Genomic DNA, 16728 nt, shown 5'->3' on the forward strand with positions numbered 1-16728 from the left:
TGATCGAGGTGTCGAACGAAATCCTCCTTTGCGAAGTGAAAGACCAAGTGGCGTACCTCACTGTGAACCGGCCCGAGGTGAGGAATGCCATGAATAATACGCTCGTCGGGGAGCTCGAAAAGGCTATAGGCGCGATCGAGAGCGACAAAGACGTTAGGGTTGTGATAATAACGGGAGCTGGAGATAAGGCCTTTATGTCTGGCGCCGACATCAAAGAGCTCGCCGAACGGGATATCGTTTTGGGCAGGGAGCACACGAGGCAGCGCCAAGAGCTCTACGATCGCATAGAAAATCTGAACGTCCCTGTCATCGCCGTCATAAACGGCTATGCTATAGGTGCAGGGCTTGAGCTGGCTTTGGCTTGCACGTTTAGGATAGCCTCCGAAAGCGCGCGCTTCGCGGCTTCAGAGGTTAAGCTCGGCATCATCCCCGGCGGTGGCGGCACCCAAAGGCTTGCTCGCACGGTTGGCAGGACAAAGGCGATGGAGATGGTGCTTTTAGGTGACATGATAGACGCTCAGGAGGCCTACCGTGTAGGATTGGTCAACAAGGTCGTCCCTGCAGATGGCCTAATGGAAGAGGCAGCGTTATGGGCTCAAAAAATTAAGGCTCTCCCCAAACTTGCGGTTCAATATGCTAAGGAAGCTTTGAACAGAGGTGCAAACCTCGGCCTCGACCAGGGGCTGGCCCATGAGTCGTACCTCTTCGCCTTGGCCTGTTCCACTGAGGATAAAAGAGAAGGCGTAGCGGCCTTTTTAGAGAAGCGGCAGCCGAAATTTGTTGGCCGTTGAGCTTAGAAGTTGCAGTTCCTGCGAAAGAGAGGGTGAGTTTTCGCTTGCGTATAGTGGTATGTATCAAGCAGGTCCCGAGCACTGAGGCCAAAGTGCAGATGGACCCTGTTAAAGGCACATTGATTCGTGAAGGTGTGGAGAGCGTGGTCAACCCCTTTGACGAATACGCTATCGAGGAGGGGGTTAGGCTCAAGGAGCGCTACGGCGGCGAAGTCATAGTAGTTTCCATGGGGCCCCCTCAGGCTAAGGAGGCTTTAAGACAGGCCCTGGCTATGGGAGCGGACAAAGCTGTCCTCTTAAGCGATAGGGCTTTTGCAGGCTCAGATACACTGGCGACCGCTTATACGCTTTCGCTGGCTATCAAAAAGTTAGGCGAAATTGATCTCGTTATTTGTGGCAAGCAGGCCACCGATGGTGACACCGCCCAGGTTGGCCCAGGCTTGGCTCAAAGGCTCGGTTTTAGGCAACTTACCTATGTTTGCAAAGTAAAAGAAATAAACTCAGAAAGTAAAAAGATTATAGTCGAGCGCCTCTTGGACGAAGGGATTCAAGTGGTGGAGACAACATTGCCAGCCCTTATGACTGTAGTAAAGGACATAAACCAGCCGCGCCTGCCGAATGTAATTTCTATAAGGAGAGCTGCCAGGACTGAAATTCCAATCTGGGGGCCACAGGACCTAAATGGAGATCAGGCTAAGTTTGGTTTCGATGGCTCACCCACTCAAGTGATCCGGATTTTCACTCCGCCCCCGCGGGCCGGTGGTCAGATCTTAGAAGGAGAAGTCCCGGAAGTTGTGTCTAAGCTCCTGGACGCCCTCTCTTCTCAGCAAGTTATAAGCATATAGGGGGATATTATAATGGCGCTCAAAGTCATAAAAGAGCAGTGTACAGGCTGTGGTCTTTGCGTCCAAGTTTGCCCATACAACGCTATAAGGTTGAACGACGATGGCATCGCCGAAGTGCTCGAGTCTTGCATTCTCTGTGGCCAATGCGTCGATTCCTGCCCCATGAAGGCCCTTCTCATGGAAGAAAAACATGGCGAGGAAGCTACCGGCTATAGAGGGGTGATGGTATTCGTCGAACACGAATTTGGCCGCATCAACCATGTCTCTTTTGAACTCCTCGGCAAAGGGCGAGATCTGGCTGATAAGTTAACAGCACCTCTATGCGCCATGGTGATAGGCGATGGAGCAAAAGATATGGCCAAAGAGGTGGGCACATACGACGTTGACGAGATCTACGTGGTAGATGCCCCTCACCTCAGAGAGTATCAGACCAATTCTTACGTGCGCGAGGCAGAAAACATCATAAATGGATACAAACCTGAAATTGTCCTCATAGGTGCTACGACGCTCGGGAGGGATTTTGCCGGGGCTTTGGCCACGCGCCTCGAAACGGGCCTCACTGCAGACTGCACCGAACTCGATATAGATCCAGAAAGAGGGTTGCTCATGCAGACTCGCCCTGCCTTTGGTGGCAATATAATGGCGACGATACTATGCCCTTACAAGAGGCCACAGATGTCAACGGTTCGCCCCAAAGTCATGCCCATGCCCGAGAAAGTTACCAAAGATGGGGCTCGTATCATAGGAATAGAGCCTGTATCAACTCCCAAGGACTTGCTCATTTCTATCTTGGATTTCATCAAGGACACGGCAGGCACGGTCAACCTCGCTGACGCCGACGTTATAGTCTCGGGCGGCAGGGGGATGAAGGGGCCCGAAAATTTCAAAATGCTTTTAGAGCTGGCTCAACTTTTGGGAGGTGCCGTAGGAGCTTCCAGGGCTGCCGTTGACAGCGGTTGGATCCCCTATGCACATCAGGTGGGTCAGACCGGACGCACAGTGAGGCCCAAGCTTTACATAGCCTGTGGCATATCCGGAGCCATTCAGCATTTGGCCGGCATGCAAACTTCCGATATTATCGTAGCCATAAACAAGGACCCGGAAGCCCCCATCTTTAAGGTGGCCAATTACGGAATTGTCGGCGACCTCTTTAAGATTGTTCCCGAGATGATAAGGCAGCTAAAGGAAAGAAAAGAGAAAGCAAGGAGCTAATTGTTATAACATCATTTCGGTTATTGTGGACTCACAAAGCATAGCACACAAGGGACCTGCTCTGCTCTCGGTAGGGCTTGTGTGCCAAGCAATGTTGGCTTGAGACATTAGCGACCCTTATTGTATAGAGCTGTCTCTTTAGCTTCATATGCCGCTAAAAGTTGACCTTTACTTTGACCGTGAGTAAGATTGGTTTGAGTAATCGTGAACAAAACCAACCAAAGACAACCATAAGTAAACAAAAGGAGGTGGAGACCTTCAGGATATACAAAGCAAAACTAATCATTAATAGAGAGTTATAAGATTTCGTGATGTTAAGGCTATACTCTATAGCAGTGGAGGTGAAAACAAATATGGATTTCTTGCAAATCGCGATACTCCCCATAGCACTTGCACTGTTTGGTTATCTTGCGTTTCAGAAATGGAGTGCCCTTATATTGGGTCCCTTGCTTTCCATGCTTGTAGCCTTAGTGGCCGGCTTACCGCTATTTGAGACGATGCTCGGGCCCTACATGGCCACTGCAGCAGATTATGTGAAAAACTTCTTCCTTATATTTTTTGTCGGTGCCGTGTTCGGCTCCGTTATGGAAGATACCGGAGCCGCAGAATCGTTGGCTCGATGGATGATTGGCCTTACAAAAGGCAAATACGTGGCCCCCATTATTATGACTATAACGGGAATACTTACGTACGGAGGAATAAGCGGTTTTGTGGTATTTTTTGCTATGTATCCGATTGCTTTGTACATGTTTAAAGAGGCTAATATAAGCCGAAGGCTTATTCCGGCTGCTATATCTGCAGGATGCTGGACCTGGTCTATGAACGGCCCTGGAACCCCAGCGATCCAGAACGTCATACCTATGAGATATTTAGGAACTTCCTCCATAGCAGATCCTGTGGGTGGCGCTTTAGCCGTTATAATTCAAATTGCCCTGATCTTTTGGTATCTCGAATGGCAAGGGAAGCGCTATGCAGCTAAAGGCCATACGTTTGTGGAGGATGAGCATACGCGCCAAACAATGGCGCGTGCGGGGGGCGAAAAGAGACTACCTCATCCTATCCCTTCTTTGATCCCGTGCATAGTAATACTTGCGCTGTTCAACGTATTTCGAGTGCCCGTTGAGGCAGCGGTGCTCGCAGGAATTGTGTTAGCTATATTGCTTTTGGCTCCTTACGGTGGTGGATATAATAATTGGATTCAAATCTTAAACAGGGGGGCACTGAATTCAGCCCCTGCGATATTGAACACTGCTATTGTAGTGGGTTTTGCCGGCGTGGTGAGAAATACTGCAGGATTTGCCCAAATCATCGAGGGTTTAAAGGTAATGGCTATGCCACCGCTTTTGCTCGTAGCCATCACCACAGCTATAGCTGCTGGCGCCGCAGGATCAGCTTCTGGAGGATTAGGCGTAGCCTACGCTGCTTTGAAGGATCTTTATATTTCCTTAGGAGTGCCCATGGATTGGGTGCATCGCGTTTCAGTAATAGCTGCTGGTACGCTCGATACGCTTCCTCATCAGGGGGCGCAGATAACGCTGTTGACCATATGCCACCAAACTCACAGGGAGGCTTATTGGCCTATATTCGTAACGCAGATTGTAATACCAGTTATTGCCCTTTTTGCCCTGATAGGTTATCACGGATTAGGTTTTTAAGGGTTAATCATCAAATAAGGGTTAATCATCAAATAAAGTTAAACTGATTTAAGGAGGGGGAAACCATGTTGCGCAAGACTGAATTTCGTATGCCGGGGACATTACTGCAAGGTCCTGGTTGCCTTGAGGATTTGGGCAGGGAAGTCGGAAAGCTCGGTTGCAAAAAAGCGCTGATCGTCTCTGATGAAATTATGAAAAAGGTTGGGTATGTGCAAAGGGTAGAAACGCTCTTAAAAGGCGCAGAAATTGATTATGTTGTTTTTACGGACGTACCAGGCGAACCTAAGGATACTTATGTTGAGGCTGGCCTAAAGATCTATCGAGAAGAGAAGTGTGATTTTCTTTTAGCCATAGGAGGCGGGAGCCCTATAGATACGGCTAAGGCTATAGGCATATTGCACACGAATGGTGGAAGCATTACGGACTACATGGGTGCGGAGAAGGTGAAAAAACCCATCCCCCCACTTGTGGCCATTCCTACCACTGCGGGTACGGGGTCAGAAGTGACCCGATTCACTATTATCACCGATACTAAGAATGATGTTAAGATGCTCATTAACTCTTCTTTTATTATTCCTACCGTGGCAATTGCTGACCCTACATTGACCCTCAGTGTTCCGCCCAAGACGACGGCAGCTACAGGCTTGGATGCCTTTTGTCACGCAGTAGAAGCTTATGTTTCAAAGAAAGAACAACCCACTACCGACCTGCTCGCCTTAGAGGCCATTCGTCTTATCTCTCAAAACCTTCGTAGGGCATGGTGTAACGGCGAAGATTTGGAAGCGCGTTCAAATATGATGCGCGCTGCCACATTGGCTGGCATAGCTTTTAATAATTCCTCTGTAACGCTTATACATGGCATGTCGCGTCCTATAGGCGCAGTATTTCATGTCGCTCATGGCGTATCTAACGCACTGCTATTATCTGTGTGGGCCGAGTTTACTTACATTGCAAAGCCGGAAAAGTTCGCCAAAGTGGCAGAAGCCATGGGGGAGAACATAGAAGGGCTTAGCGTGCTCGATGCGGCTTGGGAAGCCGTAGAGGCTATAAGCAGGCTATGCGAGGACGTTGAAATTCCTTCGATTAAGGAGATGGGTATATCTAAAGAAGATTACGAAAGAGCGCTCCCTAAGATGGCTCACGATGCAATAGCAAGCGGCAGCCCTGCCAATAATCCGCGCTCTGCTACGGAGGAACAGATCATTGAACTATATCGCAAGGTGTACTGATGTTGGGGGCGAGAACTATGGCCTCTGCTAAGATTTTAGAAGTAAATCTAAGTTCAGGTTCTATAGGCGTGAGAGAGCTACCGACAGAGCTTCAGATGAAACATCTGGGGGGCTCAGGTTTAGCCGCAAAACTTTTATACGATGAAAAAACATACAAGGCCGATCCTCTTGGACCAGACAACACGTTAGTCTTCATGAATGGCCTTCTTACAGGTACACCTATCCCATGTGCCTGTAAGACTTCTGTATGCGCCAAATCGCCCTTGACCGGTATATGGGGTGAGGCTACCATGGGCGGTTTCTTCGGCGCTGAGCTAAAAAAGACGGGCTACGACGGCATTGTCATTCGTGGCACCGCCAAAGCGCCGCTCTATCTGCTTTTGGAAGATGACAGAGTTGAGCTAAAGGATGCTTCTGATCTCTGGGGGCTCGATGTTTATGAAACGTGCGATCAGTTATGCAAAAGGCACGGAGATAAATGCCAAGTAGCGTGCATCGGCCCCGCCGGAGAAAGAAAGGTCCTCATCTCCGGCGTTATGACCGGGGGACATCAAACGCGAGCAGCCGGTCGGACTGGTATGGGAGCGGTAATGGGATCTAAGCAATTAAAGGCTGTCGTAGTGAGAGGGACTCTGCAGGTTCCCATAAAGGAGCGTGAAAAACTTTCCGCTTCGATACGCGAGTTTACGCCTATCGTGAGAACAAACGCCAAAGGTCTTACAGATTTCGGCACCGCCGGAGGGTTAATGGGTGTGGAGGCAAACGGAGACCTTTCTATCCGCAACTGGTCGCTGGGCTCTTGGGAAGAAGGGGCAGCTAAGACTTGCGGTCAGAAGATAGCTGAAACGGTCTTCGTTTCACACTATGGCTGTTTTGCTTGTCCCATCCGTTGCGGCAAGGACGTGCGTGTAGAAATAGGGCCTCACGCCGGCACAGTTTGCCACGGCCCCGAATACGAAACCTGCGACGGCTTCGGTGCCAATCTTTTGAACGAAGATCTAAACGTTATATGCGCCGCAAACGACCTGTGCAACCGCTTGGGATTGGACACGATCTCTACGGCTGGCGTGATAGGATGGGCCATGGAATGTTACGAAAATGGGCTCATTACCAAAGAAGATACCGGTGGGATGGAGATCCGCTGGGGTGACGGCGAGGTTATTTTGAAGCTGGTGGAATTGATAGGCCACGATGAAGGCTTTGGAGCCTTTTTATCCCAAGGGGTAAGGCGTGCCTCGAGTCAACTCGGCGGCCTTGCTAAGGAGTTTGCCGTGGAAACTAAAGGCCTGGAATATGCTTATCATGATCCAAGGGCATTTACCTCTATGGCCGTAAATTATGCCACGGCCAACAGGGGTGCCTGTCACCTTGAGGCCCTCGGTTACTTTGCTGAGCAAGGGGTATTTGCGCTTTCTGCTTTGGGGTTCGATAAGCCATTTGAGCGCCACGGTGTCGAAAACAAAGCTGAAATTGCCTATCTTATGCAGAATTTCATGGAAATTTTCAACGATCTTGGGTTGTGCAAATTTCTCATTCGTGCTAAGGATGCGGCTGGGCCAGATGCGATAGCTGGTTGGATAACTTCGGTTACGGGGTGGGGGATATCCGGTGATGATCTCATGAAAGCCGGGGAGCGCAATTTCAATCTAAAGAGGATGTACAGTTATATGTTAGGCATAACGCGCAAAGACGACGTACTTCCTCCAAGGCTGGGGGTTCACGACAAAAAGACCGGAGCGGCAGCTGGCAGCATACCACACCTCGGCCGAATGCTTGTAGATTATTATGCCTTACGTGAGTGGACTGCCGAGGGCGTGCCATCGCAGGGCAAGCTTGAAGAGTTGGGATTGTTGGAGTAGCGCTAAACAGTCGGTGATTTTGCCGCCCTTGGAGATTTTAAGCCAAGGGCGGTTTTTATTTATTTTGTATAGAAAAGTCTGTATTTTCTCCAAAGGACTTGCCTTTTTTTAAAGGTAGGCTGATAATAAAAACGCTATCGTTGTTGAACGATTAAATATTTGGGGTAAGCCTTTCAATATTTCTTCTGTATTGTATACTTGCAGCGTAGGGTAAGGAGGCGAGCACATTGTTTAAAGATAACGAGTTAAAGCGCATTGCAGAGGCGAGAGCGCAATATGATGAAGTCATTAAAAAAACCATCGCTCGACATCCCGAAAGAAAAGGAACCTTTACCACGATAAGCGGCATTCCAGTAGATAGGGCATATACGCCCGAACACATCAAAGATATGGATTATCTGAGGGACCTGAACTTTCCCGGAGAATACCCGTTTACTAGGGGGGTCCAACCTACTCTATACCGCGGTCGGCTTTGGACGATGCGCCAATATGCGGGGTTTGGGACCGCCGAGGAATCAAACAAACGTTATCGCTACCTCTTGGAACAAGGACAAACGGGCCTTTCCGTGGCCTTTGACCTGCCGACTCAGATCGGATATGATTCAGACTTCCCGTTAGCCCAAGGAGAAGTGGGCAAAGTGGGCGTTGCCATAGATAGCCTGGAGGATATGGAACACCTCTTCGAAGGCATACCTTTGGATAAAGTCTCTACCTCTATGACTATAAATGCCCCTGCGGCAATACTCCTGGCGATGTATATAGCTGTAGGTGAAAAGCAAGGGGTTTCGGCAGAGCAGCTCTCGGGGACAATTCAAAATGATATACTGAAAGAGTATATTGCAAGGGGCACTTACATATTCCCGCCTGCACCATCCATGCGCCTTGTCGTGGATACCTTTGCGTTTTGTAGCGAATACGTGCCGAAGTGGAATACCATTTCCATCTCTGGTTATCATATCCGTGAAGCTGGCTCCACTGCCGTTCAAGAGGTAGCCTTTACTTTGGCTGATGGTATAGCCTATGTAGATGCGGCCGTAAAGGCAGGCCTCGATCCTAACGTCTTCGGTGAGCGTCTGTCGTTTTTCTTCAACTCTCATAACGACTTTTTAGAAGAGGTAGCCAAGTTCCGTGCGGCCCGCCGTCTGTGGGCGAAGATCATGAAAGACCGCTTTGGAGTTAGCAATGAGCGCGCTCAAATGCTCCGTTTCCATACGCAAACGGCAGGTTGCACTCTGACGGCTCAACAGCCTGAAAACAACATAGTGCGCGTGGCTCTCCAGGCCATGGCAGCTGTGCTCGGCGGCACTCAATCGCTTCACACCAACAGTTTCGATGAGGCGCTGGCCTTGCCTACGGAAAGGAGCGTCCGCATAGCCCTCAGGACTCAACAGATAATTGGCTATGAGTCAGGAGTTACCAACACTGTCGATCCTTTAGCAGGAAGCTATTATATAGAGTGGCTCACGAATGAGATAGAGCGTCAAGCCCAAGAATATATCAAGAAGATCGACGACTTGGGCGGCATGGTAGTGGCTATAGAGAAGGGCTACGTGCAGCAGCAAATCCAGGATGCCGCATATTCTTACCAGAGGGCTGTGGAAGAAGGCGAACAAATAGTTGTGGGGGTCAACAAATTCCAGATTGCCGAGGAGGGCGAGCGTCCCGAGATCCTCAGGGTCGATCCTAAAGTTGCAGAAGAGCAGATAAAAAGACTTAAGGCTCTCCGCGCAAGGCGCGATAACCTGCGCGTCAAGGAGACTCTCGAGCTGCTTCGAGAGGCCGCGAGGGACAGCTCCATGAATCTTGTGCCTCGGATATTAGACGCTGTTAAGGCCTATGCCACTGAAGGTGAAATATGTGGCGTCCTTCGCGAAGAGTTCGGCGAATATCGCGAGAACGTCGTCTTGTGATGCCGTCAAATGAGTGGGAGGGGATAATCCATGGAAGGCCGCAAGATAAGGGTTATAATAGCGAAGCCAGGTTTGGACGGACACGACAGAGGAGCTAAGGTGGTGGCTCGTGCGCTGCGCGATGCTGGCATGGAGGTCATCTACACGGGCTTGAGACAATCGCCCGAGCAGATCGTTGAAACCGCCATACAAGAGGACGCCGACGCCATCGGGCTCTCGATCCTCTCTGGTGCTCATGAGTACTATTTTAGAAGAGTGATCGAGTTGTTAAAAGAAAAGAACGCAGCCGATATCATCGTTTTTGGTGGTGGCGTTATCCCAGAAGAGGATATACCAATTCTGCTTAATATGGGCGTCAAGGCAGTGTTCGGCCCTGGAACATCCACCAAGGATATTATAGAATGGCTAAAGGGAGCTGTAGAGTCAAGGCGCTTTGCCGAGGTGTAAATTATTAAAAGCTGAACTCTTGTGTGTCAAGCGGAGGTGAATTCTTTGAAGCCTATATGCGTTGATCATATTGGAATAGCGGTTAAAAGTATCGATGAGACATTAAAGCTATGGGAGGGAGTGCTCGGCATCAAGTGCACGGGAAGGGAAGAGGTGCCTGATCAGAAGGTTGTGACGGCCTTTCTTCCCTTGGGCGACACGGAGATAGAATTGCTCGAAGGGATCTCAAACGATAGCCCAGTGACGCAGTTTCTGGAAAAGCGAGGAGAAGGTCTCCATCATATAGCTATACGCGTTGAAAATATAGAAGAGGCTATAAGAGAGCTCAAAGCCAACGGGGTTCGCCTGACTGACGAAAAGCCTCGTTATGGAGCTGGCGGGGCAAGGATCACTTTCATTCATCCAAAAGCCGCAAACGGCGTGCTGTTGGAACTTTCAGAGCGCAAACGTTAAAAAGGGGGTTGGGGTTATGCCTGAAAAAGGCATAGATGTCCTGTGCGAAGACCTCTTGAAGAAGAGGGAGACAGTAAAACAGGGCGGCGGGAGCAAGGCTATAGAGAAGCAACACGAGAAGGGCAAGCTCACCGCCAGGGAGCGAATTGAGAAGCTTTTAGACCCTGGGAGTTTTGTGGAGATCGATGAGTTCGTCGAACATCGCTGCACGCTCTTTGACCTCGACAAGAAGAAGTATTTGGGCGATGGCGTGATCACGGGATTTGGCACCGTCGGCGGGCGATTGGTTTACGTCTATAGTCAAGATTTTACCGTGATGGGCGGTTCGCTCGGCGAGATGCACGCCAAGAAGATCTGGAAGGTACAGGACTTGGCCTTGCAGAATGGCGCCCCTATAATCGGCATCAACGACTCAGGTGGTGCCCGCATTCAAGAGGGGGTGGATGCTCTTTCCGGCTACGGTGGGATATTTTTCCGCAACGTAAAAGCGAGCGGAGTGGTTCCTCAGCTTTCGGTCATAGCCGGTCCTTGTGCAGGTGGAGCGGTATATAGCCCTGCGCTTACGGACTTCGTGTTTATGATTGACAAGATTGGCATTATGCACATCACCGGCCCTGCGGTTATAAAGGCCGTAACGGGTGAAGATGTGACATCTGAGCAGATAGGAGGAGCGCTGACTCACAACCAGACCTCAGGCGTCGCCCACTTCTTTGCCTCAAATGAGGATGAATGCTTTACACAAGTTCGTACTCTCCTTTCGTATCTTCCGAACAACAACGTGGAAGAGCCGCCCATAATCGATACTGGCGATGACCCCTATCGAGGAGATATATCATTACGCGAAATCGTCCCCACTAACCCGAACAAGGGTTATCGCATTCACGACGTTATTGCTCGCGTAGTTGATTCAGGCAACTTCTTCGAGGTTCAGCCTCTTTATGCCAGAAACATGGTCACTGGTTTCGCGCGGTTGGGCGGAAAAGTTATAGGCATAATCGCTAACCAGGCTGCTCACCTTGCGGGATGCTTGGATATCGATGCCTCAGATAAGGCGAGTCGTTTCATTCGTTTTTGTGATGCCTTTAACATCCCTGTGGTAACTTTTGTGGATGTCCCGGGGTATCTCCCTGGCACAGCGCAGGAATACGGCGGTATAATCCGCCATGGCGCCAAGATGCTCTATGCCTATTCAGAGGCTACGGTGCCGAAGATAACAGTGATCCTCAGGAAGGCCTATGGTGGCGCATATTTAGGTATGTGCAGCAAAGATCTTGGAGCTGATGTAGTCTTGGCCTGGCCTCAGGCTGAAATAGCGGTTATGGGGGCAGAGGGGGCAGCTAACATCATCTTTCGCAAGGAAATAGAAGAAGCCGAGGACAAAGAAGCAGCCTTAAAGCAAAAGATAGAGGAATACAGAGAGGCCTTTGCCAACCCTTACATTGCGGCGTCTCGTGGTTTTGTAGATCGCGTGATACTGCCAGAAGAGACGAGGGGGGCCGTCTATCAGGCGCTGCTCTTGAACGAAGGAAAGCGCGAGCAGCGACCTAAGCGCAAGCACGGTATAATCCCCAATTGAGGAGGCTCTTTTAGATGGCGGACTTGGTTTCTCATTTTGAAGCAGGCATCTCAGGGGCATTCCTGCTTTCCGTAATCGCTTTTAGCACTGTGTTCATCGTGCTCATAGGGCTCACGCTCGTTATTTACTGTGTTAGATTCCTATCTGTTTCCAAAAAAGATGTAAGTCGCGGCGACATAGGTTCAGTGTCTGCATCTGTGCCTCAAACCCCACCTCCGTCTGTTCCGGCTCAGCAACCTCCAATGCTTGCATCGCGGGAAGAAGACGCTGCAGGAGAAGAGTTGGTTGCCGTAATTGCGGCGGCCGTTGCGGCTTCGGCGAGCGCGTGGGCACCGAGAGTGTCCGTCACTCCAGCGGTTATGGCTAAATTCAACCTTTGGAAAGCGGCGGCGCGTGTGGAGCAAATGGAAGGCTTTGAAGATTGAAGGTGCCTGAAAGTTAAGTTGCCGTTCAAGAACCGATCAATATAGTAATAGTAGGAGGAGAAATTTATATGCCCAAAAGATTCCGTGTCGTAGTCAATGGCAAGATATACGAAGTAGAAGTGGAAGAACTTGGCGAAGGAAGTGTGCGAGTGGCCTCTCAACCGACGCAGGCTTATGCTCCGCCTGCACCGGTTGCTTCGGCGCCAGTGGCTCAGACTCAGCCCGCATCGCCTGCACCGGTTGTCCCGGCGCCTGCCCCATCTCCAGCACCATCAACCCCGGCTCCCGCCGGTGCCACAACTGTATCTGCTCCCATGCCGGGCAAGATCCTCAAAGTTTCTGTGCAGCCCGGGTCAGCCGTTAAATCCGGCGAATTGCTTTTAGTTTTAGAAGCGATGAAGATGGAGAACGAGATTCTCTCCCCCGCGTCTGGAACCGTTAAAGAGGTTCGCGTGAAAGCGGGTGACTCTGTCAACACCGGCGATACACTCGTGATTATCGCTTAGGGGGGAACGAGATGGATCTCTATTTTACGGCTCTAAAAGGTATTTTTGGCCAGTCTGGCCTTATGGGCCTTACCGGAGGCAACATTGTGATGCTCATCGTGGCTTTTGTCCTGCTATATCTCGCTATCGTCAAGGGGTTTGAACCCCTCCTCCTTGTGCCTATAGCCACCGGATGTATCTTGGTCAACTTACCCTTAAGCGGTATCATTGACGAGGGCGGTTTCCTGCGCTATGTATCGTATGGTATCGAACATGAGATCTATCCGATCATCATTTTTATGGGCATAGGTGCCCTAACAGACTTTGGCCCCCTCTTGGCTAATCCCATTACCTTCCTTTTGGGAGCCGCGGCCCAACTCGGCGTGTTTGTAGCCATATTTGGAGCCCTACTCTTGGGGTTTTCGGTCAAGGAAGCTGCCTCCATCGCCATAATAGGTGGTGCTGATGGTCCCACTGCGATCTATCTCACGGTGAAGTTGGCACCGCAGATTTTGGGGGCTGTAGCAGTAGCGGCTTACAGCTATATGTCCCTTGTGCCGCTTATACAGCCACCCGTTATACGGGCACTTACAACCAAGGCCGATAGAGGCATAAAAATGGAGCAACTTCGCCCTGTTAGCAAGCTTGAACGGGTGATATTTCCTATAGTATCCACTGTGGTCACGGGGCTCATTCTTCCCAGTGCGGTGCCGCTGCTCGGCGTGCTAATGTTCGGCAATTTACTTAGAGAGTGCGGAGTGACGGAACGACTCAGCCATGCGGCTCAGAACGAGATATTAAATGCTACTACGATATTTTTGGGATTGAGCGTTGGAGCCACCATGGATGCGCCGCACTTTTTAACCCCTGCTACTATAAAGATCATAGCGCTTGGCCTGGTGGCATTCATCTTCAGCACCGCCGGTGGTGTTGTTTTCGGCCAGATTATGAAGGTGCTTTCGGGCGGTAAAATAAACCCAATGATAGGAGCCGCCGGTGTATCGGCTGTTCCCATGGCAGCACGCGTCGTTCAGCGAATGTGTCAGAGGGAATATCCTTCCAACTTCCTGCTTATGCACGCTATGGGGCCGAATGTAGCCGGAGTCATCGGCACTGCTGTTGCTGCGGGTACGATGCTCACGCTGCTTTCAACATAGCGCAGAATTTTTGGCGCGAAGAAACTAAATATAAGGACGGCGGCAATTTCCGCGCTTTTCTGTATTGTCGCCGTCCTTATATTGTTGCTTTCTATCCTTCTGGCAGGCTTTCCGGGAAATAATTGCCCTCACAGGGGTTAGAGTGTGTAATCCACAGCGTGCGCTCCGTCATGTCTATGATCAGAGAGTAAACAGACGAAAGCCTCTTTCCTTCCGGGTCGCGAGGATCTTCATGGCGGCATATCGAGTCAGGCGCATTGGTATGATCTCGTAAGAATGTGCTCATCGTTTCTATATCGATACGACCGCTGTGCTCTCGGATGAGTCGCTTTATGCGCCCCAACCTGTGAAACGTATCAGGCAGAATAACCTTGCCATGATCGTGCACTCTCACCAATCGCAAAGAGGTGAAGTGATTAGTATGAGCGATATACCCTTCATCGGCATAGAGCACGTCGAAGTCCTCAGGGGCGAATTCTATATCGATTATCTCCCCATCTGCAGTGCCCACCAAGAAGTTGGCCGAACTGGCCCGCTTCGCTTGTGCCACGGCTTCCACCGCGTCGCCAAGGGTGGGCGCGTTTAAGACTTTTCTTAGGATGACGAATATGGGCACGCCCACTCTCCTCTTTCCGGTGGATAAGGCATTATGGCACACACCCAAACCGGCTGAGTTTAAGCCCTTACCGCTGACCATGCCGGCTTCGGCCAAAACTAAAAGCGAAGGAGCAGGAGGCTGAGCTATCTCAAGTAGAACGAGCGCATCTCTTTGAGGGGCGATCCAGTCCCAATTTTGGGCCACGTAAGCCTTGTTGTCCTTGGTAAGTCGTGGCGTTACGCCTAAACTTGTGCAGCCATCAGCATCCAAAGCAATCTCGCTGCGCGCATTCAATGTGAGGATATCTTTAAAATCGGCTCCCGACCCAGCTGCTATACCTTTCATCTCTAATAGGACTTCAGGTGCGTACTCTTCAATGTCGGGCAAAAAGACCTCGGAGAGTTTGCGCGCCTCGTTCCATCCCATCCCGGAAAACGCCTCAAACATACGGCTGTAGTTTCGAATGCCGATTTCGATCTTATCTTTAGCTGCTGCTCCGTATTTCTCTCCTCGCTCGAAGGCTCCTCCCGATATAACGATGCGCTCATACCCTTTCGCCATCTGGTCTCCTCCCTTTCCATCTTTACGTTAAAAGCCGAAAGCACAAAAACGATCCTTGCGCGTTTCGTATTTGCCTTGTAAGGGTTAATATACTACAAATGGGAGCTTAAACGATTAGGAGGAAGGCGAGATGCACTAACAGAATTAAAGACATGGCTTGAGTGTGGCTTGGCAAGTGTTCAAAATTAGTATTGAGCCATCGAAGAATCCAAAGGAGGAGAGCAATGAACCTTAGTGAGTTGATTGACAAAATGCAGGAGCTGGCGTATCAGTACGAAAGGCAATATGGAGGTTGCAGTCAGTGCGTCGTTGGTGCTTATAAGACTGTTTTGGGGACAATAAGCAACGACGTCTTTAAGGCTGCGACTGGCTTGGCGGGCGGAATTGGTTTAACCGGAAGCGCCTGTGGCGCTTTGACCGGTGGCGTGATGGTCATAAGCACATTTATTGGTCGGGACTTCGACAACTTTGCCGATCCCGGCGGAGAGAGACGTAAGACGTTTAGATTAGTGGCTAAGCTTGTAGATCGCTTCAAAGGTGAATACGGAAGTACAATCTGCCGCGATATACAAACGAAATTAATGGGCAGACCGTTTGATCTCCGAGATAAAGAGGATTATAAAGAATTCCTCGCAGCCGGTGGTCATGAAGATAAGTGCCCCTCGGTTTGTGCCAATACAGTCAAGTGGGTTGCTGAGATATTGGCAGACGAAGGCTTGCTGAAGGGAGATTGAGCCAGATGCGGTTAGAAGGCAAAGTTGCAATCGTTACAGGGGCTGCCGGTGGCTTCGGTAGCGAAATCGGACGTGTCTTTGCGCGTGAGGGCGCATCTTTAGTGCTCGCAGACGTAAACTATCATAAAGCTTCAAATCTTGCTGATGAGTTAAAGGCGCAAGGCGTAAAGGCTGTGGCTGTATCGGTTGACGTTGGAGACGAAAAGCAGGTTTACTCTATGGTCGATAAGGCCATAAGCGAACTCGGGCAGGTTGACATTTTGGTAAACAACGCTGGAACGGGGCGCGGCGCCAGGATTCAAGACATCACTTTAGATGATTGGAATCAATTGCTAAGGCTTAACTTAACAGGGACATTTCTTTGTTGTAAAGCCGTGATAGACCACATGATCGCTCGAGAGTATGGAAAGATCGTCAATATGTCGTCCATCTGCGGTCAAACCGCAAGGCCGGTAGGTGTTGACTATTCGGCGTCGAAGAGTGGCATAATCGGCATTACGAGGACCCTCGCCCTTCAGGTAGCGCCATATGGAATCAACGTGAATGCCATAGCTCCAGGACCCATCGCCACTCCAATATTTGAACGCAATTGGCCCAAAGAGACGGTAGAAAAATTAAAATCGACAATTCCCTTCAAGCGCGAGGGGAACCCGCGCGATATTGCCAACGCGGCATTGTTTTTGTCGTCAGATGAGGCCGGATGGATCACGGGCGAAGTTATAGCAGTTAACGGCGGAGCCTTCATCGGTTAAGAGTTATGATATCTGAAAGTGGTTGTTTTGGTGCGTTTG

At 50.2% G+C, this 16728-nt stretch carries 16 protein-coding genes; 15 read left to right on the forward strand and 1 reads right to left on the reverse strand.

All coding sequences use genetic code 11. The annotated features are described in order from the left end of the window. Positions 1 to 8: 8 nt before the first annotated feature. The 13 genes from EZM41_RS05945 to EZM41_RS06005 all read left to right on the forward strand — a co-directional run bounded on the left by EZM41_RS05945 (position 9) and on the right by EZM41_RS06005 (position 14044). A complete protein-coding gene (locus EZM41_RS05945; RefSeq protein WP_198470210.1) occupies positions 9 to 791 on the forward strand; it encodes an enoyl-CoA hydratase-related protein in 783 nt (260 codons plus the stop codon). A gap of 98 nt (positions 792 to 889) precedes the next feature. Further along, on the forward strand, positions 890 to 1636 hold the full coding sequence (locus EZM41_RS05950) for an electron transfer flavoprotein subunit beta/FixA family protein (protein ID WP_198470211.1): 747 nt from the start codon (positions 890 to 892) through the stop codon (positions 1634 to 1636). Positions 1637 to 1648: 12 nt separating this feature from the next. Beyond that, the gene (locus tag EZM41_RS05955) at positions 1649 to 2848 is read left to right on the forward strand and encodes an electron transfer flavoprotein subunit alpha (RefSeq protein WP_198470212.1); all 1200 of its coding nucleotides are present in this window, start codon (positions 1649 to 1651) and stop codon (positions 2846 to 2848) included. A gap of 353 nt (positions 2849 to 3201) precedes the next feature. Continuing rightward, positions 3202 to 4503, forward strand: coding sequence for a GntP family permease (locus EZM41_RS05960; RefSeq protein ID WP_198470213.1), 1302 nt, complete (start codon positions 3202 to 3204; stop codon positions 4501 to 4503). A 65-nt stretch (positions 4504 to 4568) separates the two neighbouring features. Continuing rightward, a complete protein-coding gene (locus EZM41_RS05965) occupies positions 4569 to 5732 on the forward strand; it encodes an iron-containing alcohol dehydrogenase (RefSeq protein WP_198470214.1) in 1164 nt (387 codons plus the stop codon). A 17-nt stretch (positions 5733 to 5749) separates the two neighbouring features. After that, positions 5750 to 7591, forward strand: a complete 1842-nt coding sequence (locus EZM41_RS05970; protein WP_198470215.1) for an aldehyde ferredoxin oxidoreductase family protein — start codon at positions 5750 to 5752, stop codon at positions 7589 to 7591. 227 nt (positions 7592 to 7818) lie between these two features. Then, positions 7819 to 9501 (forward strand): acyl-CoA mutase large subunit family protein, encoded by a 1683-nt coding sequence (locus EZM41_RS05975; RefSeq protein WP_198470216.1) that lies wholly within the window; start codon positions 7819 to 7821, stop codon positions 9499 to 9501. 30 nt (positions 9502 to 9531) lie between these two features. Beyond that, positions 9532 to 9948, forward strand: coding sequence for a cobalamin B12-binding domain-containing protein (locus tag EZM41_RS05980; RefSeq protein ID WP_198470217.1), 417 nt, complete (start codon positions 9532 to 9534; stop codon positions 9946 to 9948). A 45-nt stretch (positions 9949 to 9993) separates the two neighbouring features. Beyond that, the gene (gene mce / locus EZM41_RS05985; protein WP_198470218.1) at positions 9994 to 10401 is read left to right on the forward strand and encodes a methylmalonyl-CoA epimerase; all 408 of its coding nucleotides are present in this window, start codon (positions 9994 to 9996) and stop codon (positions 10399 to 10401) included. Positions 10402 to 10417: 16 nt separating this feature from the next. Further along, positions 10418 to 11977 (forward strand): acyl-CoA carboxylase subunit beta, encoded by a 1560-nt coding sequence (locus EZM41_RS05990; protein WP_198470219.1) that lies wholly within the window; start codon positions 10418 to 10420, stop codon positions 11975 to 11977. Between the two features lie 14 nt (positions 11978 to 11991). Further along, positions 11992 to 12402, forward strand: coding sequence for an OadG family protein (locus EZM41_RS05995; RefSeq protein WP_198470220.1), 411 nt, complete (start codon positions 11992 to 11994; stop codon positions 12400 to 12402). A 68-nt stretch (positions 12403 to 12470) separates the two neighbouring features. Next, entirely contained in the window at positions 12471 to 12908 is a 438-nt protein-coding gene (locus EZM41_RS06000; RefSeq protein WP_198470221.1) for a biotin/lipoyl-containing protein, read from the forward strand. 11 nt (positions 12909 to 12919) lie between these two features. Continuing rightward, on the forward strand, positions 12920 to 14044 hold the full coding sequence (locus EZM41_RS06005) for a sodium ion-translocating decarboxylase subunit beta (protein WP_198470222.1): 1125 nt from the start codon (positions 12920 to 12922) through the stop codon (positions 14042 to 14044). A 91-nt stretch (positions 14045 to 14135) separates the two neighbouring features. Here EZM41_RS06005 and EZM41_RS06010 read toward each other — a convergent pair whose 3' ends face one another. Beyond that, positions 14136 to 15203 carry a C45 family autoproteolytic acyltransferase/hydolase gene (locus tag EZM41_RS06010; RefSeq protein WP_198470223.1) on the reverse strand — a complete coding sequence of 356 codons (1068 nt, stop codon included), beginning with the start codon at positions 15201 to 15203 and terminating at the stop codon, positions 14136 to 14138. Positions 15204 to 15427: 224 nt separating this feature from the next. Here EZM41_RS06010 and EZM41_RS06015 point away from each other — a divergent pair, with 224 nt between their 5' ends. Together EZM41_RS06015 and EZM41_RS06020 are read left to right on the forward strand one after the other, a co-directional pair. Next, positions 15428 to 15937, forward strand: a complete 510-nt coding sequence (locus EZM41_RS06015) for a C-GCAxxG-C-C family protein (protein WP_198470224.1) — start codon at positions 15428 to 15430, stop codon at positions 15935 to 15937. A gap of 5 nt (positions 15938 to 15942) precedes the next feature. Next, the gene (locus EZM41_RS06020; protein WP_198470225.1) at positions 15943 to 16689 is read left to right on the forward strand and encodes an SDR family NAD(P)-dependent oxidoreductase; all 747 of its coding nucleotides are present in this window, start codon (positions 15943 to 15945) and stop codon (positions 16687 to 16689) included. Positions 16690 to 16728: the final 39 nt, after the last annotated feature.

The sequence above is a fragment of the Acetomicrobium sp. S15 = DSM 107314 genome, assembly GCF_016125955.1.
Classification (GTDB): domain Bacteria; phylum Synergistota; class Synergistia; order Synergistales; family Thermosynergistaceae; genus Thermosynergistes; species Thermosynergistes pyruvativorans.

What these genes read in the sequence shown, in the direction of transcription:
- EZM41_RS05950 (WP_198470211.1), top strand. Translation starts at nt 890, where the DNA reads ATGGACCCTGTTAAAGGCACATTGATTCGTGAAGGTGTGGAGAGCGTG.
- EZM41_RS05955 (WP_198470212.1), top strand. Translation starts at nt 1,649, where the DNA reads ATGGCGCTCAAAGTCATAAAAGAGCAGTGTACAGGCTGTGGTCTTTGC.
- EZM41_RS05960 (WP_198470213.1), top strand. Translation starts at nt 3,202, where the DNA reads ATGGATTTCTTGCAAATCGCGATACTCCCCATAGCACTTGCACTGTTT.
- EZM41_RS05965 (WP_198470214.1), top strand. Translation starts at nt 4,569, where the DNA reads ATGTTGCGCAAGACTGAATTTCGTATGCCGGGGACATTACTGCAAGGT.
- EZM41_RS05970 (WP_198470215.1), top strand. Translation starts at nt 5,750, where the DNA reads ATGGCCTCTGCTAAGATTTTAGAAGTAAATCTAAGTTCAGGTTCTATA.
- EZM41_RS05980 (WP_198470217.1), top strand. Translation starts at nt 9,532, where the DNA reads ATGGAAGGCCGCAAGATAAGGGTTATAATAGCGAAGCCAGGTTTGGAC.
- EZM41_RS05990 (WP_198470219.1), top strand. Translation starts at nt 10,418, where the DNA reads ATGCCTGAAAAAGGCATAGATGTCCTGTGCGAAGACCTCTTGAAGAAG.
- EZM41_RS05995 (WP_198470220.1), top strand. Translation starts at nt 11,992, where the DNA reads ATGGCGGACTTGGTTTCTCATTTTGAAGCAGGCATCTCAGGGGCATTC.
- EZM41_RS06000 (WP_198470221.1), top strand. Translation starts at nt 12,471, where the DNA reads ATGCCCAAAAGATTCCGTGTCGTAGTCAATGGCAAGATATACGAAGTA.
- EZM41_RS06005 (WP_198470222.1), top strand. Translation starts at nt 12,920, where the DNA reads ATGGATCTCTATTTTACGGCTCTAAAAGGTATTTTTGGCCAGTCTGGC.
- EZM41_RS06010 (WP_198470223.1), bottom strand. Translation starts at nt 15,203, where the DNA reads ATGGCGAAAGGGTATGAGCGCATCGTTATATCGGGAGGAGCCTTCGAG.
- EZM41_RS06015 (WP_198470224.1), top strand. Translation starts at nt 15,428, where the DNA reads ATGAACCTTAGTGAGTTGATTGACAAAATGCAGGAGCTGGCGTATCAG.
- EZM41_RS06020 (WP_198470225.1), top strand. Translation starts at nt 15,943, where the DNA reads ATGCGGTTAGAAGGCAAAGTTGCAATCGTTACAGGGGCTGCCGGTGGC.